This is a genomic window from Myxococcus sp. CA033 (assembly GCF_013336625.1).
GTDB lineage: Bacteria > Myxococcota > Myxococcia > Myxococcales > Myxococcaceae > Myxococcus > Myxococcus llanfairpwllgwyngyllgogerychwyrndrobwllllantysiliogogogochensis.
The window spans coordinates 81,733-106,219 of the sequence record NZ_JABUMU010000035.1; the positions used below are offsets into that span (position 1 = coordinate 81,733).

The following is a 24,487-nucleotide window of genomic DNA, read 5'->3' on the forward strand; positions in this document are numbered from 1 at the left end:
TCCCAGGAAAAGGGGTCAAGACCGCCAGGAGTAGGCGGATGCCTACCGACCCCTCTGCTGGAACACTGCTCCGACAGGCTGTCCTTCCCGCGACCATGCGTCCTGGTGCGAGAGAGAGCCACCCCCTGTCGTGAAGGTGGCCCGTCATGACTCCCGACCTTCCAGGTCGAACAATTTCTTCAACCACCGCGTGACGTGCGGTGCGCGCAGCACGGAGACGGCGTCTCCGGGGGACTCGTGGAGCTCGAGGCCGCCCTCGGCCAACTCGCCCCAGCCCCCGTCGAGCGCGTCCTCATCCCGCTCCGGAGCCTCCGTCGCGCGCAGCAGCCTCACGGCGCCCTCGGTGGGCTCGGGGAGGTAGCGCCGCGCGGCGCGCAGGTGGCTGGCGAAGACCTTGAAGTGCACGTGCAGCTCCGCGAGCGAGAGCGCTTCCGGCAGCAGGCCCGTCTTCGCGCCTTCGGCATGCAGGTGCGCGAGCAGCGGCTCCGCGTCCTTGCTGGTGGTGAGCGCCGAGGGCAGCGCCGGGGCGTCGATGCCCGCCTGGGCGGCGAGCAGCTTCGCGAACAGCGCCCCCTGCGCGCCGGCCGTGGTGGCCGCCGTGCTGGCATCCGGCTCCGCGGGGAGCGGCTCGATGAGCAACAGCTCCACGGCATGGCCTTCGCGCTGGAGTTGCTGTGCCATCTCCCACGCCACCAGCGCGCCCATTCCCGGGCCGGCCAGCCGGTACGGCCCCTGGGGCGCGGAGGCACGCAGGGCTTCCACGTAGAGCGTGGCCATCGCCTCCACGGACTCGAGCGGGGCGCGGCCCTCCTCCAGACCGCGGGCCTGGATTCCGACGACGCTCCAGCCCTCGGGGGCGTGGTTCGCGAGCTCCGCGTAGCCGTCCACCCGGCCATCCATTCCGTGGATGACGTGGAGCACGCGTCGCGCATCGGTGCCCGGGCGCAGCGTGACGAGCGGCGACCAGGTGGGCGTGGCAGGACGGGCCGTCGCCTTGGGGCGTGTGTCCTGGGCCTTCAGCGCCTCCTGGGCGCGCTCGAGCAGCAGGGCGAGCGACTCGACGGTGGGGGCCTCGAAGAGGGCGCGCAGCGGCAGCTCCACGCCCAGCACGGCGCGCACGCGGGAGACGACCTGCGTGGCCAGCAGCGAGTGCCCACCGAGCGAGAAGAAGTTGTCGGTGATGCTCACGCGAGGCGTGCGCAGCACCTCCGCGAAGGCCCCGGCCAGCAGCTCCTCCAGTGGCGTGCGAGGCGCGGAGAACGGCGTGGTGCCACGCAGGCTCTCCTCGTCCGGAGGAGGCAGCGCGCCGCGCGCCACCTTGCCGGTGGGCATCAGCGGCAGCGCCTCCAGACGCACGAAGATGGACGGCACCATGTACTCGGGCAGCTTCTCGCGAAGGACCTGACGGGCCTCCTCGGTGCTCCACGGCGCGTCGGCCGGCAGCACCACGTAGCCGACGAGGCGGCGATCTCCCGCGACATCCTCGCGGACGATGGCCACCGCGTCGCGCACCTGGGGCAGCGCGCGCAGGGCCACTTCCACCTCGCCCAGCTCGATGCGGAAGCCTCGCAGCTTCACCTGGCTGTCCAGGCGGCCGAGGAACTCCAGGTTGCCATCCGCCAGCCACCGGGCCTTGTCGCCCGTGCGGTACAGCCGCGAGCCGGACGCGCCGCCCATGAAGTTCGGCGGGAACCGGTCCGACGTCAGGTCCGGGCGGCCGTGGTAGCCGTGGGCCACGTTGGCGCCACCGACGTAGACCTCGCCCGCGACGCCGATGGGGCAGGGCGCGCCGTGCGGGTCCAACACGTAGAGCTGCACGTTGGTGACCGGCGAGCCCACCGGGGGCAGCGCCGGCCAGCGCTTGCGGTCCGCGGGTGCGCGCCACGCGGTGACGACGTGCGCTTCCGACGGGCCGTACTGGTTCTCCAGCGTGCACTCCGGCAGCCGGTCGAAGAACGCGAGCAGCGCGGGCGTCACCTGGAGCTGCTCGCCGGCGGTGATGATTTCACCCAGCGGTGGAAGCTCCTTCTCCGTGAGCGCCGCGTCGCACATGGCCTGGAGGGCGACGAAGGGCAGGAACAGCCGCTCCACGCGGTGCTCGCGCATGTAGCGCAGCATGGCGGGCGGGTCCTGGCGCAAGGAGCCGTTGATGAGCAGCACCTTGCCACCCAGGAACCAGGTGCCGAACAGCTCCTGGAACGACACGTCGAAGTTGAGCGACGCGAACTGGAGCGTCGTCGCGTCCGGCTTCACCGCGCGCTTCATCAACCACCACAGCATGTTGCCCACCGCGCGGTGGGACATGACGATGCCCTTGGGCCGGCCCGTGCTGCCGGAGGTGTAGACGAAGTAGCAGTTCGTCTCCGGCGACATGTCCACGTCGGGCGAGTGCGTCGGCCGCGAGGCGACGGACGTCTCCTCCTCGAGTCGGATCACTCGCGCCGTCAATCCCGGAGGCAGCGCGGAGACGAGCGCCGAGTGCGCGAGGACAACGGGCGCGCCGGTGTCCTCCAGCATCAGGGCCAGTCGGTCCGCCGGGTAGCTCGGGTCCAACGGGAGGAAGGCGGCGCCCGCCTTGAGCGTGGCCAGCACCGCGACGGGCATGTCCAGGCTCGCGCGCTCCAGGCACAGGCCCACCGTGCCATTGACGGGCACGCCGAGCGCGATGAGGTGATGGGCGAGCTGGTTGGCCCGCGCGTCGAGCTGCGCGTACGTGAGTGAGTGGGTGCCATCCGTCACGGCCACGCGGTCCGGCGTGCGCGAAACCTGGGCCTCCACCCAGCGGTGCATCAGGCCCGGCACGTAGGTCGGGTCCACCGCGGCGTTGAAGCCCTCGACGACCTGCTGACGCTCGGTGTCCGAGAGCAGGGGCAGCCGGCCCAGCGTCAGGTCCGGCTGGGAGACGGCGCCTTCGAGCAGGTGCTGGAGCGCCCCCACCATCCGCTCCGCCGTCTCTCGCGTGAAGAGGTCGGAGGCGTATTCCAGGTAGCCGGTGAAGCCCTGCGGCGACTCGAACACGGAGAGCGTCAGGTCGAACTTGGCCGTGCCGCTGGTGGCCTCCATCGCCGACATGCGGAGGCCCGCGGAGTCGTAGGTCTCCTTGTTGACGTTCTGGAGGACGAACAGCACCTGGAACAGCGGCGTGCGGTTGAGGCTGCGCTCGGGCTGGAGCTCCTCGACCAGCTTCTCGAACGGAACGTCCTGGTGCGCGTACGCATCCAGCGTCGCTTCACGTACGCGGCCGAGCAGCTCGCGGAACGTCTGGTGCTCGGACAGTTGCGTGCGCATCACGAGCGTGTTGGCGAAGAAGCCGATGAGCTTCTCCAGATCCGAGTGGCGCCGGCCGGCGATGGGAGAGCCGATGCTGATGTCGTCCTGACCGGAGTAGCGCCACAGCAGGGTCTGGAAGGCGGCCAGGAGCACCATGAACGTCGTGGCGCCCTCGCGGCGCGCCAGGGTCTGGACCGCGTCCTGGAGGCCGCGCGGCATGGTGACGTCCACCATGTCACCCTTGAAGCTGCTGACCGCCGGACGGGCGAAGTCCGTGGGCAGCTCCAGCGCCGGGGGCGCGTTCAGCAGATGTTTTCGCCACCAGGCCACCTGCCTGTCGAGCACGTCGCCCTTCAGCCAACTGCGCTGCCACGCGGAGTAGTCCGCATACTGGAGCGGCAGGTCCGGCAGCGTGAGCGGCAGTCCCTGGGCGAAGGACGTGTACGCGGAGGCCAGCTCGTTGACGAGCAGGCCCAGGGACCAACCATCCGAGACGATGTGGTGCATGGACATCAGCAGCACGTGGTCCTCGGCGCCGAGCTTCAGCAGCCGGACGCGCAGGAGCGAGCGGTCCGTCAGGTTGAACGGACGCTGCATCTCCTCGGTGACCGCGCGACGCGCTTCGGCCTCGCGGGCCTCGGGCTCCAGCGCACTCAGGTCCAGCACGATCAGCGCGGCGGGCTCGTGCGGATGGATGACCTGGATGGGCTGACCGTTGTTGCTCAGGATGGACGTGCGCAGGGACTCGTGCCGACGGAGCAACTCGTTGACGGCCCGGCTCATCGCGTCCACGTTCAGCGCGCCCTCCAGCCGCACGGTGGCGGGGATGTTGTAGAAGGCGCTGTTCGGCTCGAGCTGGTCGAGGAACCACAGGCGCTGCTGGGCGAACGACACCGGTTGGTCGCCCGTGCGCGCCAGGGGGACCAGCGGCGGAATCTCCAGACCCTGGCCCTGCTGCACCGCCAGGTCCACGCGCTGCGCCAGCGCCGCCAGGTCGGGCGTGTCGAACAAGTCCCGCAGCGGCAGCTCCACGCCGAACACCGCGCGCATGCGACTGATGGCCTGGGTCGCCATCAGCGAGTGCCCGCCCAGCTCGAAGAAGTTGTCGTGGATGCCCACGCGCTCCACTTCGAGCACCGCGCACCAGATGGTGCCCAGCCGCGCCTCCGTGGGCGTGCGAGGCCCCACGAAGTCGGGCCGCCCGCTGACGTTGCTCATGTCCGGCGCGGGCAGGGCCTTGCGGTCCACCTTGCCGTTCGAGGTCAACGGCAGCGCGTCCAGCACCATCACCACCGTGGGCACCATGTACTCGGGCAGCGCGTCCTTCAGCGCCGAGCGCAGCGTTGCTCCGTCGGTGGGCACGCCTTCGCGCGCCACGGCGTAGGCGATGAGGCGCTTGCCGCCAGGACCATCCTCGCGAGCCACCACGACGGCCTCGCGCACCGCCGGGTGCCGGGCCAGCGCGGCCTCGACTTCCCCCAGCTCGATGCGGAAGCCACGCACCTTCACCTGCGCGTCCACGCGGCCGACGAACTCCAGCGTGCCGTCGTCGCGCCAGCGCACCACGTCGCCGGTGCGGTACAGCCGAGCGCCGGGCACCTCGGAGTACGCATCCGGGATGAAGCGCTCGGCGGTGAGCGCGGGCCTGCCCGCGTAGCCTCGGGCCACGCCGACTCCGCCCAGGTACAGCTCACCCTTGACGCCCACCGGCACCGGCTCGCCGCGTGCGTCGAGCACGTAGACGCGCACGTTGGCCAGGGGCCTGCCGATGGAGGGCACGTGGCTGTCATCCGCGACGACCTGTCCGAGCGTGGCCACGACGGTGGCCTCCGTGGGGCCGTAGGTGTTGAGGAACCGGCGACCCGGGGCCCACCGTGCGACGACGTCCGAGGGCAGGGCCTCGCCGCCGGAGATGACCGTCCGCAGCGCGGGCAGCGCGTCGGCGGGCGTGGCGGCCAGCGCCGCGGGCGTGAGGCTGATGACCGTGAGCGCCTGCTCTCGCAGCAGGGCGTGCAGCGGCGCGCCCGGCATCACCTTCTCCAGCGGCGCGAGCACCAGCGTGGCGCCCGAGGTCAGCGTGGTGAAGATCTCCTCCACGGACAGGTCGAAGGAGAGGTTGGCGAACTGGAGCACGCGCTCGCCCGGACCGATGCCGTAGGCCGTGGCCTCGTGCGTGACGAGGTTGGCCACGCTCCGGTGCTCCACCGCCGTGCCCTTGGGCTGGCCCGTGCTGCCGGAGGTGTAGAGCACGTACGCGAGGTTGCCGGGAGTGACGCCGGTGACAGGCGCCTCGATGCTCTCTCGCGCCAGGGCCTCGTGCGCGGTGTCCAGGCACAGGGCACGGGCGCGGTGCGGCTCGGGGAAGCGGTCCACGAGCGGGGACTGCGTCAGCAGCAGCGCGGCACCGCTGTCGTCGAGCAGGAAGGACAGGCGCTCGCGCGGCAGCAGCGGATCCACGGGCACCCAGGCGCCGCCCGCCTTGAGGATGCCGAGCAGGCCCACCACGACATCCAGCGAGCGTTCCACGCCGAGCGCGACGCGGACCTCGGGGCCGACGCCGTGACGGCGCAGCACATGGGCGAGCTGGTTGGCCCGCTCGTTCAACTGGGCATAGGTGAGCTGGGTGCCCTCGAAGGAGGCCGCCAGCGCGTCGGGAGCGCGGTGGACCTGGGCCTCGAAGAGCACGTGTACGCAGGCCTCGGGGAAGTCCGCGCGCGTGTCGTTCCACGTCACGAGCTGCCGCAGACGCTCCTCGCCGGAGAGCAGCGTGAGCGAGGAGAGGCGACGCTCGGGGGCGGAGACGAGCAGCTCCACGAGCGCCCGGAAGTGCCGGATCATCCGCTCGATGGTGGACGCGTCGTAGAGGTCCGCCTGGTAGTTGAATTCGCCCGTGAAGCCCGCTGCGCTTCGTCCCATGGAAAGCGTGATGTCGAACTTGGCGACATGGTCCTCGTCGGGGCCCGGACGCAGCGTCAGGCCCGGCAGTGAGGCCGTCGCGTCCGGTGTGTTCTGGAGGATGAACATCACGCGGAACAGCGGCGACTGCTGGAGGTCACGCAGGGGCTGGAGCTGCTCGAAGGGCAGGTGCTGGTGTGCGTAGGCGCCGAGCGCCGTCTCGCGCACGCGGCCCAGCAGCTCGCGCACCGTCGGGTCCCCATCCAGGCGCGTGCGGAGGACCAGCGTGTTGAGGAAGTAGCCGACCAGGCCCTCCAGCTCCGCGCGGTTGCGTCCCGCCACCGGCGAGCCCACGGAGATGTCGTCCTGACCGGAGTAGCGCGACAGGACGAGCTGGAACGCCGCCAGGAAGAACATGAAGGGGGTGATGCCTTCACGGTGGCAGAAGGTCTCGATAGCCACCGCCAGCGCGGGAGGCACCACGAGGGGCAACAGGCCGCCGCGAGGCCGCGACAGGTGCGCGCGCGGCCGGTCGGTGGGCAGCTCCAGATCCTGGGGAGCCCCATCGAGCTGTCGCTGCCACCAGGTGAGCTGACGGTCCAGCTCAGCGCCGTCCAGCCAGCGGCGCTGCCACGCGGCGAAGTCCGCGTACTGGAGTGGCAGATCGGGGAGGTTCGGCACGCGGCCGGCCTGGAAGTCACCGTACAGGAGCGCCATCTCACGGACGACGACGCTGATGGACCAGCCGTCGGAGACGATGTGGTGGACGTTGAGCAGCAGCAGGTGCTCCTGGTCCTCCAGCACCAGCACGGCGGCGCGCAGCAGCGGCCCGGTGCTCAGGTCGAACGAATACATCGAGTGTTCGCCCGCGTGACGTCGGGCCTCGAGGTCTCGCTGCTCGGCGGAGAGGTGGCGCAGGTCGATGACGGGCAGCTCGAACGGCGAGGGGGCGTGGATGACCTGCACGGGGCCCTCCGACTCCGTGTGGAACGTGGTGCGCAGGGCCTCGTGACGGTGCACGACGGCTTCCAGCGTCCGACGCAGCACTTCCACGTCCAGCTCACCGGAGAGCACCAGCGCCGTCGGGATGTTGAACGCGGGGCTGCCTGGCTCGAGCTGGTCCAGGAACCACACGCGCTGCTGCGAGAACGACAGGGGCAGCTTGCCCTCGCGCGGCGTGCGCTCGATGGGCGGCGCCGTCGTCGTCGCGCCGGTGCGCAGGGCGGTGTCGACCCGCTGGGCCAGCGCGGCGACGGTGGGGGCCTCGAAGAGGTCTCTCACCGGCAGCTCCACCGCGAAGGCGGAGCGGATGCGCGACGTCACCTGGGTGGCGAGCAGCGAGTGGCCGCCCATCTCGAAGAAGTTGTCCGTGACGCTGACGCGAGCCAGCTTCAGCACCGTCGCGAACAGCTCCGCCAGCTTCTCCTCCACGGGCGTGCGAGGCGCGGTGAACGCCGTGTCGCCGCGCAGGCTCTCCACGTCGGGCGAGGGCAGCGCGTTGCGGTCCACCTTGCCATTGGGCGTGAGGGGGAGCGCGGCGAGCACGGCGATGGCGGAAGGCACCATGTGCTCGGGCAGGCGTCGCTTGAGCGACTCGCGCAGGGCCGCGACGTCGATGGTGTCGCTGGAGTCGGCGACGACGTAGGCGATGAGGCGCTTGTCGCCAGCGGCTTCGGTACGGACGGTGGCGACGGCCTGGTGGACGGAGGGGTGGAGGAGGAGAGCGGCCTCGACTTCACCGAGCTCGATGCGGAAGCCGCGCAGCTTCACCTGGTCGTCGATACGGCCGAGGAATTCGAGGGTGCCGTCGGGCAGCCAGCGAGCCTTGTCACCGGTGAGGTAGAGGCGAGCGCCGGGGGAGGGGCTGAAGGGGTTGGGGACGAAGCGCTCGGCGGTGAGGGCGGGCTGGGAGAGGTAGCCACGAGCGAGGCCGACGCTGTCGACGCAGAGCTGTCCCGGGACACCGACGGGCAGTGGGCGCAGAGAGGCGTCGAGGACGTAGACGCGGACGTTGTCCCAGGGCTTGCCGATGGAAGGAGTCTGGCCGGGGAGAAGAGGTGCGGAGATGGAGGCGCAGACGGTGACTTCGGTGGGGCCGTAGGCGTTGAGGAGACGGAGGCGAGAGCCCCAGCGCTGGACGAGCTCGGGAGGGCAGGCCTCGCCTGCGGAGATGAGGGTTTGGAGAGAGGGGAGGTCCTCGGGGCTCATCTGCGCGAGGACGGAGGGAGTGAGGGTGACGGCGGAGATGGACTCGTCGCGGAGCAAGTCGCGCAGAGGAGCGCCGGGGAGGAGGCGCTCGCGAGGAGCGAGGACGAGGGTGGAGCCGGCGAGGAGGGCGCCGAAGATTTCTGCGACGGAGGCGTCGAAGCCGAAGGCGGCGTACTGGAGGACGCGAGAGGAGGGAGAGAAGCCGTGGGCACGGCCAGCGGTGAGAGCGGTGTTGGCGAGGCCGCGGTGCTGGAGAAGGGTGCCCTTGGGAGTGCCGGTGGAGCCGGAGGTGTAGATGACGTAGGCGAGGTTGTCGGCGCTGGTGCTGGAGGCCGGAGCGGACTCGGGCTGCGCGGAGATGAGGCTCGCGTCGGAATCCAGCCGGACGACGCTTTCCACATTCAGACCCAGCGATTGCACCAGAGCCGCCGTGGTGACGAGCACGGGAGCGGCGCAGTCGCGGAGCATGAAGGAGAGGCGCTCGACGGGGTAGGAGGCATCGAGAGGGACCCAGGCGCCGCCGGCCTTGAGGATGGCGAGGATGGAGACGACGAGGTCGAGAGAGCGCTCGACGCAGAGAGCGACGGGGACTTCGGCCGTGACGCCGAGGGAGCGCAGGTGGTGCGCGAGGCGATTGGCGCGAGAGTCGAGCTGAGCGTAGGTGAGGGAGTCGCCCTCGAAGCGAAGCGCGGTGGCGTCAGGAGTGCGAGCGGCCTGGGCCTCGAAGAGGGCGTGAGCGGTGGAGTCGCGCGGGAAGGCACGCTCCGTGTCGTTCCACTCGACGAGGAGCTGGTGCTGCTCAGTCTCGGAGAGAAGGGAGAGGGAGGAGAGAGGTGCCTCGGGCTGAGCCGCGGCCTTCTCGAGGAGAGCACCGAGGTGGATGAGCAGCCTGTCGACGGTTTGAGCCGTGAAGAGGTCGGTGCGGTACTCGATGCTGCACCCCAGGCCCTGGGCCGTCTCTTGGAGGGCGAGGGTGAGGTCGAGGCGCGAGGTGCCGGTGTTGGAGGGCTGGACGTGGAAGGTGAGGCCCGGGAGCTTCAGCTCGGCCTCGGGCTGATTCTGGAGCACCACGGCGACCTGGAAGAGAGGCGCGTGAGCGAGGCTGCGCTCGGGGTTGACGGCCTTGACCAGCTCCTCGAAGGGCAGGTCCTGGTGCGCGTAGGCGCCCAGCGTGTCCTTCCTCACGCGTCCGAGCAGCTCGCGGAAGGAGGGATTGCCACCCAACCGCGCGCGCAGGGCGAGCTGGTTGATGAAGAAGCCGATGAGGCCCTCGGTCTCCGCCTGGTTCCGGTTGGCGATACCGGTGCCGATGACGAAGTCCTCCTGGCCAGAGTAGCGGGACAGGACGGCCTGGAGGCCCGCCACCAGGGCCATGAACAGCGTGGAGCCCTCACGACGGCACAGCGCGTGGAGTGAGTCGACGAGCTGACGCGGCAGCACGCGCGAGACACTCGCGCCTCGGAAGCCCTGCACGGCGGGACGCGGGAAGTCCGTGGGCAGCTCCAGCAGCGGAGGCACCCCCGCGAGGAGTTCCTTCCACCAGGAGAGCTGGGTTTCGAGCGCCTCGCCCTGGAGCCAGGACTGCTGCCATGCGGCGTAGTCGGCGTACTGGATGGGCAGCTCCGGCAGCGGCGAAGCCTGACCCGAGGAGAAGGCCGCGTAGAGCGCCGCCGTCTCACGCACGAGCACATCCATGGACCAACCGTCCGAGATGATGTGGTGCATCGTCAGCAGCAGCACGTGCCGCTGTTCACCCAGCCGAAGCAGGGTGACGCGCAGCAGGGGGCCGTGCGTGAGATTGAAGGGACGACGAGCCTCTTCATCGACACGGAGCTGGAGCTCGGCATCGTCGAGTCCGGACAGCTCCACCACGGGCACCGACACAGGCATCGACGCATGCACGAGCTGCTCGGGGCCCGCGCGGAACGTCGTGCGCAGCACCTCATGGCGCCGGACGACTTCCGTGAAGGCTCGCTCCAGCGCGTCCGTGTCCACCACGCCTTCGAGCCGCAGCGCGATGGGCATGTTGTACGACGGGCTGCCCGGCTCCAACTGGTCCAGGAACCACAGTCGCTGCTGCGCGAAGGACGGCACGAAGGCCCGGGGCGCTTCGCCATCACGCGGAAGGGCGGTGAGAGGCGGCCTCTGGAGCTTCGCGCCCGCGCTCAGGGCGGCGTCGATGCGCGTGGCCAGCGTGTGGACCGTCGGCGCCTCGAACAGCTCGCGCAGGGGCAACTCGACCTGGAACGCGGACCGCACGCGCGAGACGAGCTGCGTGGCGAGCAGCGAGTGTCCGCCCAGCTCGAAGAAGCTGACGGTGGTGCTGACACCCGGCACTCCGAGCACCTGGGCGAACAGCCCCGCGAGCAGCTCCTCGGTGGGCGTACCCGGCGTGGCCTGGGACGCATCCTCGGTGAGCCACGACTGCTCGGGCACGGGCAGCGCCTTGCGGTCCACCTTGCCGTTCGCGGTGAGGGGCAGCGCGTCCATCATCCGCAGCGCGGACGGAACCATGTACTCGGGCAGGCGCTGGGCGATGAACGCTCGCAGCGCGGGGGCCTCCAGCGAGGACGCACCCACGACGTAGCCCACCAGTCGCTTGTCTCCGGGTCGGTCCTCGCGAGCGAGCACCACGGCCTCACGCACCTCGGGATGCGCGAGCAGGGCGGACTCGATTTCGGCCAGCTCGATGCGGTAGCCGCGCACCTTCACCTGGGCGTCGGCGCGACCGAGGAACTCCAACACACCGTCATGGCGCCAGCGGGCCTGGTCGCCCGTGCGGTAGAGCCGGGCGCCGGGCACGGAAGAGAACGCATCCGGGACGAACCGCTCGGCCGTCATCGCCGGCTGGCCGACGTAGCCGCGTGCCACGCCCTCGCCTCCGATGAACAGCTCACCCGTGACACCCACGGGCACCACCTGCCCATGTGCATCCAGCACGTACACCTGCGTGTCACCAATCGGGCCGCCAATGGGCGCGGTGGCTCCGTGGATGGGGCCATTCACCGTCCAGGACGTGGCGTCGACCGCCGTCTCGGTGGGGCCGTAGCAGTTGGCCAGACGGGTCTCCGGCCACTGCGCGCGGATGCGCCGCGCGAGCTCCGCCGGGAGTGCTTCACCACCGGACACCAGCACTCGCAGGCCCGTGGCGCGATCGAGTCGCTCGGCCTCCACGAACAGGCTGAGCTGCGAGGGGACGAGCTGGAGCACCGTCACCTGCCGATGCGCGAGCACCGTCAGCAGTGCGTCCATGTCCAGGTCCGCCGCCGCCGGAGGCAACACGAGCCGCGCACCGCTGACCAGCGTGGAGATCAGCTCCGGCACCACGGCGTCGAAGCCAGGGGCCGTCTTCTGCAGCACGCGGTCGCTGGGCCCCAGGCCCAGATTCGCGCTGAACCAGGCTGTGTGTCGGGCCAGGGCGCGGTGCGGCACCAGTACGCCCTTGGGGCGTCCCGTCGAGCCGGACGTGAAGAGGATGTACGCCGCGCTCTCCGAAGACAGGACAGGGGCGCGGAAGGTGTTGCTCGCCACCGGTTCGGACGCCAGCACGTCTTCGAGCACCAGGACGCCAGCCGTCCCCGCTGGCAGCGCGTCACGAAGCGCGCGCTGGGTCAGCACGACCGTGGGCGCGGTGTCGTCCAGCATCATCGCCAGTCGCTCGGACGGCGAGGAAGGATCGAGCGGGACCCAGACGCCGCCCGCGGCGAGAATGCCCAGGACTCCGGCGACCAGTTCGGGTGAGCGACGCGCGAACAGACCGACGCGCACTTCGGGCCCGATGCCGCGCTGACGCAGCACTTCCGCCAGCGCGAGCGCCTGCCGCTCCAGCTCGCGATACGTGAGCTGCCCGTCGTTCCACTCCAGGGCGACAGTCTCGGGGGCCAGGGCGGCGCGCGACTGGAACCACGCGAAGACGGAGGTGTCGCGCGGGAAGTCCGAGCGCGTGTCGTTCCACTCCACCACCAGCCGGTGCCGCTCCTCGGTGGAGAGCACGGGCAGCGCGGCGAGCGTGAGGTCCGGGTGGTTCACCGCCGCTTCGAGCAGGCGCGTGAAGTGCCCCGTCATGGCCTGGATGGTCTCCAGGTCGAAGAGGTCCGTGTTGTATTCGAACCCGCCCGTGAGCCCGTCCTGCGTCTCCTGGAGGACGAGGGACAGGGCGTACTTCGCGATGCCCGGGTCCACGTCCGCGGAAGTGAGGGTGAGCTCCGACAGGGTCAGCGAGGGGGCAGGCATGTTCTGCAGCGCGAACATCACCTGGAACAGCGGCGAGTGACTCAGGCTGCGCGCGGGCTGCAACTCCTCCACCAACTGCTCGAACGGGACGTCCTGGTTCGTCAGCGCGCCGAGCGCCGTCTCTCGGGCTTGCTCGACGAGTGCGCGGAACGTCATGTCACCGGACATGCGTCCACGGAGGACGAGCGTGTTGATGAACACGCCGATGAGGCCCTCGGTCTCCGGACGATTGCGCCCGGCCACCGGTGAGCCCACGAGCACGTCGTCCTGACCCGTGGCGCGGTACAGCAGTGCCTCGAATGCGGCGAGCAGCACCATGAACGGCGTGGCGCCCATGCGCTGGCTGAAGGTCGTCACGGCGGAGGAGACCGCAGGAGACAGTCGCACGGGGTAGGTCGAGCCGGCCTGGGTCTGCATCGCCGGAACGGGACGGTCTGTCGGCAGCGTGAGCACGTGGTTCGCGCCCGCGAGCTGGGTCCTCCAGTACGTGAGCTGTCGCTCCAGCTCACCGGCCTCCAGCCACTGGTGCTGCCAGGCGGCGTGGTCGGCGTACTGCACGCGCAGCTCCGGCAGGGACGCGGGACGTCCCTCGCGAGCGGCGATGTACAGCTCCCCGGCCTCGCGCACGATCACGCCCGTGGACCAGCCGTCGGAGATGATGTGGTGCATCGTCAGCAGGAGCACGTGCAGGCGCTCATCCATGCGGAGCAGCGTCACGCGCAGCAGGGGGCCTCGGGCCAGATCGAAGGGCCGCTGCGCCTCCTGGAGCGACAACCTCTTCGCTTCGTCCTCGCGTTGCGCGGAGGGGTGCTCGGACAGGTCCACGAGCGCGAACTTCAGCTCCGCCGTCTCGGCGATGGCCTGCACCGGGCTGCCGTGGGCGTTCGCGGGGAACGTGGTGCGCAGTGACTCATGGCGCCGCACCAGCGCGCCGAAGGCCTGCTCCAGGGCCGCGACATCGACCGGGCCATCCAAGCGGATGGCGGCAGGCAGGTTGTAGAGGGCGGTGCCCGGCTCGAGCTGATCCAGGAACCACAGCCGCCGCTGCGCGAAGGACAGCGGAAGCTCACCCGTGCGAGGCACCGGTACCAGCTCTGGCGCCCGTGACGCACCCGCACCCGCATGCGCGACCGCTTCGAGCCGTGCGGCCAGCTTCGCCACCGTGGGGGCCTCGAACAGCTCCCTCAGTGGCACTTCCATGCCGAAGGTGGCGTGGATGCGAGACATCGACTGCGTGGCGAGCAGGGAGTGGCCGCCCAGCTCGAAGAAGTCGTCGTGGATACCGACGCGCTCGACGTGCAGCAGCTCGGCCCAGAGTGCGGCGAGCTGGGTTTCGACGTGGGTCCGGGGCGCGACGTATTCGCGGACCGGAGCGGAGAGGGACGCGTCGGGCGAGGGCAGTGCGTTGCGGTCCACCTTGCCATTGGGCGTGAGGGGGAGCGCGGCGAGCACGGCGATGGCGGAAGGCACCATGTGCTCGGGCAGGCGTCGCTTGAGCGACTCGCGCAGGGCCGCGACGTCGATGGTGTCGCTGGAGTCGGCGACGACGTAGGCGATGAGGCGCTTGTCGCCAGCGGCTTCGGTACGGACGGTGGCGACGGCCTGATGGACGGAGGGGTGGAGGAGGAGCGCTGTTTCGACTTCACCGAGCTCGATGCGGAAGCCGCGCAGCTTCACCTGGTCGTCGATACGGCCGAGGAATTCGAGGGTGCCGTCGGGCAGCCAGCGAGCCTTGTCACCGGAGAGGTAGAGGCGAGCGCCGGGAGTGGGGCTGAAGGGGTTGGGGACGAAGCGCTCGGCGGTGAGGGCGGGCTGGGAGAGGTAGCCACGAGCGAGGCCGACGCTGTCGACGCAGAGCTGGCCGGGGACACCGACAGGCAGTGGGCGCAGAGAGGAGTCGAGGACGTAGACGCGGACGTTGTCCCAGGGCTTGCCGATGGAAGGAGTCTGGCCGGGGAGGAGAGGTGCGGAGATGGAGGCGCAGACGGTGACTTCGGTGGGGCCGTAGGCGTTGAGGAGACGGAGGCGAGAGCCCCAGCGCTGGACGAGCTCGGGAGGGCAAGCCTCGCCTGCGGAGATGAGGGTTTGGAGAGAGGGGAGGTCCTCGGGACGCATCTGCGCGAGGACGGAGGGAGTGAGGGTGACGGCGGAGATGGACTCGTCGCGGAGCAAGTCGCGCAGAGGAGCGCCAGGGAGGAGGCGCTCGCGAGGAGCGAGGACGAGGGTGGAGCCGGCGAGGAGGGCGCCGAAGATTTCAGCGACGGAGGCGTCGAAGCCGAAGGCGGCGTACTGGAGGACGCGAGAGGAGGGAGAGAAGCCGTGGGCGCGGCCAGCGGTGAGCGCGGTGTTGGCGAGGCCGCGGTGCTGGAGGAGGGTGCCCTTGGGAGTGCCGGTGGAGCCGGAGGTGTAGATGACGTAGGCGAGGTTGTCGGCACTGGTACTGGAGGCCGGAGCGGACTCGGGCTGCGAGGAGATGAGGCTCGCGTCGGAATCCAGCTGGACGACGCTTTCCACATTCAGACCCAGCGACTGCACCAGAGTCGCCGTGGTGACGAGCACGGGGGCGGCGCAGTCGCGGAGCATGAAGGAGAGGCGCTCGACGGGGTAGGAGGCATCGAGGGGGACCCAGGCGCCGCCGGCCTTGAGGATGGCGAGGATGGAGACGACGAGGTCGAGAGAGCGCTCGACGCAGAGAGCGACGGGGACTTCGGCCGTGACGCCGAGGGAGCGCAGGTGGTGCGCGAGGCGATTGGCGCGAGAGTCGAGCTGAGCGTAGGTGAGGGAGTCGCCCTCGAAGCGAAGCGCGGTGGCGTCAGGAGTGCGAGCGGCCTGGGCCTCGAAGAGGGCGTGAGCGGTGGAGTCGCGCGGGAAGGCACGCTCCGTGTCGTTCCACTCGACGAGGAGCTGGTGCTGCTCAGTCTCGGAGAGAAGGGAGAGGGAGGAGAGAGGTGCCTCGGGCTGAGCCGCGGCCTTCTCGAGAAGGGCACCGAGGTGGATGAGCAGCCTGTCGACGGTTTGAGCCGTGAAGAGGTCGGTGCGGTACTCGATGCTGCAACCCAGGCCCTGGGCTGACTCCTGGAGGGCGAGGGTGAGGTCGAGGCGCGAGGTGCCGGTGTTGGAGGGCTGCAGGTGGAAGGTGAGGCCCGGAACCTTCAGCTCGGTCTCGGGCTGGTTCTGGAGCACCACGGCGACCTGGAAGAGAGGCGCGTGAGCGAGGCTGCGCTCGGGGTTGACGGCCTTGACCAGCTCTTCGAACGGAAGGTCCTGATGCGCGTAGGCGCCCAACGTGTCGTGGCGGACACGTGCGAGCAGCTCGCGGAAGGACGGGTTGCCACCCAGCCGTGCGCGCAGGGCGAGCTGGTTGACGAAGAAGCCGATGAGGCCTTCGGTCTCCGAGTGGTTCCGATTGGCGATACCGGTGCCGATGACGAAGTCCTCCTGGCCAGAGTAGCGGGACAGGACGGCCTGGATGCCGGCCATCAGGGCCATGAACAGCGTGGAACCCTCACGACGGCACAGCGCGTGGAGTGAGTCGACGAGCTGACGCGGCAGCACACGCGAGACACTCGCGCCTCGGAAGCCCTGCATGGCGGGGCGCGGGAAGTCCGTGGGCATGTCCAGGTGCAACGCCGCTCCGGACAGATACGCACTCCACCAGTCGAGCTGGGCGTCGAGCGCCTCGCCCTGGAGCCAGGACCGCTGCCATGCGGCGTAGTCGGCGTACTGGATGGGCAGCTCGGGCAGCGGTGAAGGGCGCCGCGCCGCGAAGGCCTCGTAGAGCGCGGTGGACTCACGCACGATCAGGCCCATGGACCAGCCGTCCGAGATGATGTGGTGCATCGTCATCATCAACACGTGCCGCTGTTCACTCAGCCGCAGCAGCGCGGTCCGCAACAGGGGGCCACGCGCGAGGTCGAAAGGACGCTCGGCCTCCGCGAGGACTCGACGCTGGACTTCCCCGTCGCGCGCCTCTTCGGTGAGCGCGGACAAGTCGTCCAGCGGCATTGGCACGGCCGCGGGAGGATGGATGATTTGAACCGGGCCCTCGCGGAACGTGGTGCGCAGCACCTCGTGGCGGCGCACCAACTCCGTGAAGGACTGCTGCAACGCATCCATGTCCAGCGTGCCCTCGAGATGAATCGCGAGGGGCATGTTGAAGGTCGCGCTACCTGGCTGAAGCTTGTCGAGGAACCACAAGCGCTGCTGTGCGAACGACAGCGGTGGCGGCTGCGAGCGGTCCGTGCGGACCAGCGGCGGTGTTTGCGACACAGCCGTCTGTTGATTCACTCGCTCGGCGAGCTGTGAAACGGAGGGGGCCTCGAAGAGTTCGCGGAGTGGGAGCTCGACGTTGAAGGTGGAGCGGATGCGAGAGACGACCTGGGTGGCGAGAAGGGAGTGCCCACCCAGGGCGAAGAAGCTCTCGGTGACGCTGACGCGAGGCAGGTTGAGGACGGCGCCGAAGAGCTCGGCGAGCTTCTCTTCCGTGGGGGTACGAGGTGCGACGAAGGACGACTCGTCCGTCAGGCTCGCCGCGTCGGGTGCCGGCAGCAGCCTCCTGGCGAGCTTCCCGCTGGGAGTCAGCGGCAGGGCCTCCAGGGCGACGAAGACGGAGGGCACCATGTACTCGGGCAGGCGCTTGAGCAGGGCGGAGCGGAGCGCTTCGGCAGTGACTGCGTCCGTCCCAGAGACAGGGACGACATAGCCGACGAGGCGCCTGGCGCCGGGGACGTCCTCTCGGACGATGGCCGCGGCGTCGCGGATGCCAGGCAGGGAGCGCAGCGCGGCCTCGACTTCGCCAAGCTCGACGCGGAAGCCGCGCAGCTTCACCTGTCCGTCGAGACGGCCGAGGAACTCGACGGTGCCCGAGGAGGTCCATCGAGCGGAGTCGCCGGTGCGATAGAGGCGTGCACCCGGCGTCGACGAGAACGGGTGGGGAACGAACTTCTCGGCCGTCAGCGCGGGCCTGCCGGTGTAGCCGAGTGCCAGGTGCGCGCCGCCGATGAAGAGCTCACCGGGCACGCCCACGGGCGTCGGCTGGCCAAGCGAGTCGAGGACGAAGAGCTGCGTGTGAGGCAGCGGCGAGCCGATGGAGGGCAGCCGGGGCCAGGATGCGGGCGCTCCCTGCATGCGGAACGCGGAGACGACGTGCGTCTCCGAGGGGCCGTACTGGTTCTCCAGGACGCAGCCCGGGAGCTTCTCGAAGAGGGCGACGAGGGCGGGAGTGATCTGGAGTTGCTCACCGGCCGTCACCACCTCGCGCAACGTCGTGGGAACGGTGGCGCCGTGAGAGACGGCGTCCGCGAGGGCCTGGAGCGCGACGAAGGGCAGGAAGAGCCGCCCGACGCGCTGCTGGTGCATGAAGTCGAGCAGCGCGGGGATGTCCTGGCGCAGACCGCCAGTGGGCAGCACGAGCGTTCCGCCGGCCCACCAGGTGGAGAAGATCTCCTGGCACGACACATCGAAGCTGAGCGAGGCGAACTGGAGGGTGGTGGCCGAAGGCACCACGGACTGGCGCAACTGCCAGGACAGCAAATGGCTCAGCGCGCGGTGAGGAAGGGCGACACCCTTGGGTCTGCCGGTGGAGCCGGAGGTGTAGATGACGTAGGCGGGGGACTCGGGAGAGAACGCGACGTCGGGCGAGTGAGGCGGTTGGGCGGAGATGGCGTCCGCCTCCGCGTCGACGAGGATGAGTCGCGCACTCGATGACGCGGGCAGCGAGGCCCGGAGGCTGGAGTGGGAAAGGACGACCGGCGCCGCGGAGTCCTCGAGCATGAACGCGAGGCGCTCGGAGGGGTAGTTGGGGTCGAGCGGCAGATACGACGCGCCAGCCTTGAGCGTCGCGAGGACCGCGACGGCCATGTCGAGCGACTTGTCGAGGCAGAGGCCGACGGAGCTGCCCGGTGAGACGCCGTGTTCGCGCAGCAAGTGCGCGAGTTGATTGGCCCGCGTGTCGAGCTGGGCGTAGGTGAGCGAGGCAACACCATCCGAGACGGCGATGGCGTGGGGCTTCCGCGCCACCTGCGCTTCCACGGGACGGTGGATGGGCGAGGTGACGTGATGGACGCTCGCGGTGTCGTTCCACTCGGTGAGGAGCTGGTGCTTCTCATGCGTGCTCAGCAGCGGCAGGTGGGCGAGGGACTGGCTCGGGTCGGCGATGGCGGCCTGGAGCAGCCGCGACAGGTGCTCGCCCATGCGCTGGGCGGTGCTCCGGTCGAAGAGGTCGGTGTTGAATTCGAGCAGGCCGTGGATGTCGGCGCCGGAGTCGACGAGGAGAATCGAGAGGTCGAACTTGGCGGTGCCACTGTCCACGTCGATGGCGCGCAGGGCGCCGGACGCGTCACTCCGGGACGAGACGGGGGGCGCCGTCTGCAGCGCGAGCATGGCCTGGAAGAGGGGTGAGCGGCTGAGGTCGCGCTGAGGCTGGAGTTCCTCGACGAGCTTCTCGAAGGGAACGTCCTGGTGCGAGTAGGCGCCGAGGGTGGACTCGCGCACCTGGGCGAGCAGCTCGCGGAAGGACATGTCCAGGCGGAGCTGGGTGCGCAGCGCGAGCGTGTTGACGAAGAAGCCGATGATGCCTTCGAGCTCGGCCTGCCGGCGGTTGGCGATGGGCGAGCCGACGACGATGTCGTCCTGGCCGGAGTAGCGGGCGAGGAGGACGTTGAAGGCGGACAGCAGCACCATGAAGGGCGTGACGCCCTCGCGGTTGCAGAGGGTGCGAAGCGCGGTGGTGAGGTCCGTGCCGAGGCGCACGGGGAGATTGGCGCCGTGGGCGGACTGGACGGGAGGACGCGGCCTGTCGGTGGGCAGCTCCAGGGCATGCGGCGCCCCCGCGAGGTGGTTGCGCCACCAGGAGACCTGCTGAGCCAGCGCCTCATCCCGCAGCCAGCCTCGCTGCCATGCGGCGTAGTCGGCGTACTGGAGTGCCAGCGGCGCCAGCGGTGAGGGCAGGCCCTGGCTGAAGGCGGAGTACAGCTCGAGGACCTCGCGGCCGAAGACGCCGGCGGACCAACCGTCCGAGACGATGTGGTGGACGGTGATGAGCAGCACATGTCGCTGCTCGTCGAGGCGCACGAGGGTGGCGCGCAGCAGCGGGGCGCGCGTCAGGTTGAAGGGAGTCTGGGCCTCGACGGTGGCGAGGCGCTGGGCCTCGGCGTCGCGGTCGGATTCCGGAAGGTGTCCGAGGTCGACGTGCGAGAGCGCGAACGGGACGTCGGAGTGGATGCGCTGCGCGGGCTGTCCGTCGTCACTGGAGAGGAACGTGGTGCGAAGCGACTCGTGGCGACGGACGAGTTCCTGGAGTGCGCGAGAGAGCGCTTCGGTGTGCAACTCACCGTTCACCTGGAGCGCGGTGGGGATGTTGTAGAAGGGACTGTCGGGCTGGAGCTTGTCGAGGAACCAGAGGCGCTGCTGCGCGAAGGAGAGCGGCAGGTCGCCGGAGCGCGGAACGGGCGCCAAGGGCGGAAGCTGGAGGCCGTCCTGAGTCTGGCGGGTGGCTTCGATGCGCGGCGCGAGCTGGGCGACGCTGGCGGCCTCGAAGAGAGCACGAACGGGCAGCTCGACGCCGAAGGCCTGGCGAATGCGAGAGATGAGCTGGGTGGCGAGGAGGGAGTGTCCACCGAGTTCGAAGAAGTTGTCAGTGACACCGACGCGCTCGACGCGGAGGACTGAGGCGAAGAGGGAGGCGAGCAGCTCCTCGGAAGGAGTGCGAGGCGCGATGTGCTCACGCGAGGTGGGAGTGAAGTCCGGAGCTGGGAGCGCCTTGCGTTCCACCTTGCCGCTGGGGCTCAGGGGGAGCGCGTCGAGGAAGACGAAGGCGGAGGGCACCATGTACTCGGGGAGGCGCTGAGAGAGCGCGGCCCGGAGTGACGCGGAGTCGGTGTCGCCAGCGGAGACGACGTAGGCGACGAGACGGGACTCGTCACGGACGACGACGACGGTGTCGGAGACGGAGGGAAGCGAGCGAAGCGCGGCCTCGACTTCGCCCAACTCAATGCGGAAGCCGCGCAGTTTGACCTGGAAGTCGGAGCGGCCGAGGTACTCGAGGGAGCCGTCTGGGAGCCAGCGAGCGACGTCGCCGGTGCGGTAGAGGCGGGCACCAGGAGAGGCGCTGAAGGCGTCGGGGATGAAGCGCTCAGCGGTGAGGTGGGGCTTGCGCCAGTAGCCGAGGCCGACCTGGACACCGCCGATGAAGAGCTCACCGGGGACGCCGACGGGAGAAGGCTGGTTGTCGGAGTCGAGGACGTAGAGGCGGGTGTTGGCGACGGGCCTGCCGATGGGGATGGAGGACCGGGAGGAGCCGCGAGCGCAGTGGAAGAATGAGACGTCGACGGCGGCCTCGGTGGGGCCGTAGAGGTTGTGGACCTCGGCGGAAGCGGGCAGTCGCGAGTGAGCGCGAGCCACGAGGTCCGAAGTGAGGGCCTCACCACTGCAGACGACGCGACGAAGCGAGGAGAGCTTCTCGACACCCGGCTCCTCCAAGAAGGCGCGGAGCATGGAGGGGACGAAGTGGAGCGTGGAGACACGCTGCTCGGAGATGAGGCGGACGAGGTAGGCGGGGTCCTGGTGTCCGCCAGGCTTCGCGAGGACGAGGCGAGCGCCCGTCATGAGGGGCCAGAAGAACTCCCAGACGGAGACGTCGAAGGAGAAGGGAGTCTTCTGGAGGACGGTGTCCATCGCCGTCAGCGCGTACTGCTGCTGCATCCACAGCAGGCGGTTGACGACGCCCGAGTGGGCATTCATGGCGCCCTTGGGGCGGCCCGTGGAGCCGGAGGTGAAGATGACGTAGGCGAGGGCGTCAGGGCCGGCGAGCGACTCCAGCGAGGAGGAGGGCTGTCGAGAGACAGCGTCCCACTGGGAGTCGAGGCAGAGGACGCGAGAGGCGTGCTGGGGGAGGACGGACGTCAGGTGCTCATGGGTGAGGAGCACGGGAGCGTCAGCGTCCTCGAGCATGCCGGCGAGGCGCTCGCGGGGATATGCGGGGTCCAGGGGGACGTAGGCAGCGCCGGACTTGAGGACTGCGAGCAGGGCGACGACGAGGTCGAGCGAGCGCTCCAGGCAGACACCGACGAGAGAGCCGGGGCGCGCGCCGAGAGTACGCAGGTGGTGAGCGAGCTGGTTGGAGCGTGAATCGAGCTGCGCGTAGGTGAGGAGACTGTCTTCGAAGCGAACGGCCTCGGCATGGGGAGAACGAAGCGCCTGCGCTTGGATGAGCGAGTGGAGCGTGGCCTCACTCGGGTACTGCACGTGTGCGCCCTGGAAGTCGGAGAAGAGCTGGGACTTCTCGTCGTCGGCGAGCAGGCCGAGGTGGCGCAGGGGCGCGTCGACGCGAGAGGTGGCGTCGGTGAGGAGGCTGACGAAGTGGCGAGCCATGCGACGCGGAGTGGCTGCGTCGAAGAGGTCGGAGTTGAAGTCGAGGGAGCCGAGCAGACGACCCTGGCTCTCGCTCATGCCGAGGGAGAGGTCGAACTTGGCGGAGTGAAGCTCGGAGGTGAGGACGTCGAGGGAGAGGCCCGGGAGGCGGAGGGCATCGTCAGGAGCGTTCTGGAAGACGAAGGAGACCTGGAACAGCGGGCTGCGACTGAGGTCGCGCTGAGGCTGGAGTTCCTCGACGAGCTTCTCGAAGGGGACGTCCTGGTGCTCGTAGGCAGCCAGGGTGGACAGGCGCACCTGCTCCAACAACTGGCGGAAGGACTGGCCGCCATTGATGTGAGCACGCAGGACGAGCGTGTTGACGAAGAAGCCGATGAGGCCCTCGGTCTCCGCGCGATTGCGGTTGGCGATCGGAGATCCAACGCAGATGTCGTCCTGACGAGAGTAGCGAGACAGCAGCAGTTGCCACGCGGCGAGCAGCACCATGAAGGGCGTGGCGCCCTCGCGCTGGGCGAGTGCCTTCACTGCGAAGGTCAGCTCAGCAGACAGCTCGAAAGGAATCAGCGAGCCGCGGAAGGACTGGACGGCGGGACGGGGCCTGTCGGTAGGCAGCTCAATAGCGGGAGAAGCGCCCGCGAGCTGGTTGCGCCACCAGGCGATTTCTGAGGCGAGGACATCACCCTGGAGCCACTGGCGCTGCCAGACGGAGAAGTCGGCGTACTGGATGGGCAGAGGGGCAAGCTGAGCGGGCTCGCCTCCGGAGAACTGGCGGTAGAAGGCGGCCAGCTCGCGGACCATGACGGCGATGGACCAACCGTCGGAGGCGATGTGGTGGACGGTGACGAGCAGTTGGTGCTCGGACGCATCCAGGCGGAGGAGTGACGCGCGGACGACGGGGCCCCGGGCGAGGTCGAACGGACGCACGGCTTCGGCTGCCGCCAACCGCTGTGCCTCGGCGTCACGCTCCTGCTGGGGCAGGGCGGAGAGGTCAATGAGAGGCATCTCCAGCCGGAAGTCGAGCTGGACGTGCTGAACGGGCTGGCCCTCATGAATGGCGAAGTGGGTGCGCAGGGTCTCGTGACGCTGAATCAGCGCGTTGAGAGACTGGAGCAGTGCGTCCGCGTTGAGGTTGCCAGAGAGCTTGAGCGCCCAGGGGATGTTGTAGGTGGAAGCGCCGGGCTGGAGCTGGTCGAGGAACCAGAGGCGCTGCTGGGCGAAGGAGAGAGGCAGCGGCTGGGCCCGGTCGACAGGGACGAGGGCCGGCTGGCGAGACGAGGAGCCGTGGAGCAAGTCGAGCCGCTCGGAGAGGAGAGCGACGGTGGGAGAGGAGAAGAGCTCACCGAGGGGCAGCTCGACGTCGAAGGTGGAGCGGATGCGAGAGACGACTTGAGTGGCGAGGAGAGAGTGGCCGCCCAACTCGAAGAAGTCGCCGTGGATGCTGACGCGCTCCAGGCCGAGGACGTCGGAGAAGATGGAGGCGAGGCGGGACTGGGTGAGAGTGGAGGGAGGGGCGAAGTCGTCGCCGGAGGCGTCAGCTGCGGCGAAGTCGGGAGGAGGAAGAGCCTTCCTGTCGAGCTTCCCGTTGGCGGAGAGGGGGAAGGCGGAGAGGGAGACGAGAGCAGCCGGCACCATGTACTCGGGCAGGCGCTGGGAGAGGAATGAGCGGAGCGCGGACGTGTCGATGTCCTGCTCGGCGGCCGTGAAGTAGGCGACGAGACGCTTGTCACCGGGGACGTCTTCGCGAGCGAGGACGACGGCTTCCTGGATGCCAGAGAAGAGGCGGAGAGCGGCCTCGACTTCGCCTAGCTCAATGCGGAAGCCACGGACCTTCACCTGGAAGTCGGAGCGGCCGAGGAACTCGAGAGTGCCGTCGGCGAGCCAGCGGACTCGGTCCCCGGTGCGGTAGAGGCGAGCACCAGGAGTGCTGCTGAAGGGATGCGGGACGAAGCGCTCGGCGGTGAGGTCAGCGCGGTTGAGGTAACCCCAAGCAAGGCCGTCACCCCCGACGAAGAGCTCTCCAGGGACGCCCGGAGGCAGGGGCTGGAAGGAGGCGTCGAGGACGAAGGCGGAGGAGTTGGAGAGAGGAGCGCCGATGGGGACGGAGCGAGAGAAGGAGTCCCCACTCCGCAGCGAGTGAGTGGCGGAGAAGGTGGTGTTCTCGGTAGGGCCGTAGCCGTTGACGAGGACGTGGCCCGGGGGCATCCGCGAGAGGTGCTCGCGGACGCGAGAAGGCGGCAGGACGTCGCCACCGGCGAGGACCTGGCGGACACCAGCCAGCGCGACGGGCTGAGTCGCCACCATCTGCTCGAAGAGAGCGGCGGTGAGCCAGAGGGAGGTAATGCCCTCGCGGACGAGAATCGAGCCGAGTTCCTCAAGAGACAGGGAATGAGGAGGAGCGAGGACGAGCTTGGAGCCGTGGAGGAGAGCGCCCCAGATTTCGAGGGTGGAGGCGTCGAAGGCGACGGGGGCTGCGTGGAGCCAGACGTCGGAAGCGGCGAAGGAGATGAAGGAA

The 24,487-nt window shown here is 69.6% G+C and carries 1 protein-coding gene; it reads right to left on the minus strand.

The annotated features are described in order from the left end of the window. Positions 1 to 144: 144 nt before the first annotated feature. Positions 145 to 24,480, minus strand: coding sequence for a non-ribosomal peptide synthase/polyketide synthase (locus HUA78_RS43425; RefSeq protein WP_371745806.1), 24,336 nt, complete (start codon positions 24,478 to 24,480; stop codon positions 145 to 147). Between the last annotated feature and the right edge of the window lie 7 nt (positions 24,481 to 24,487).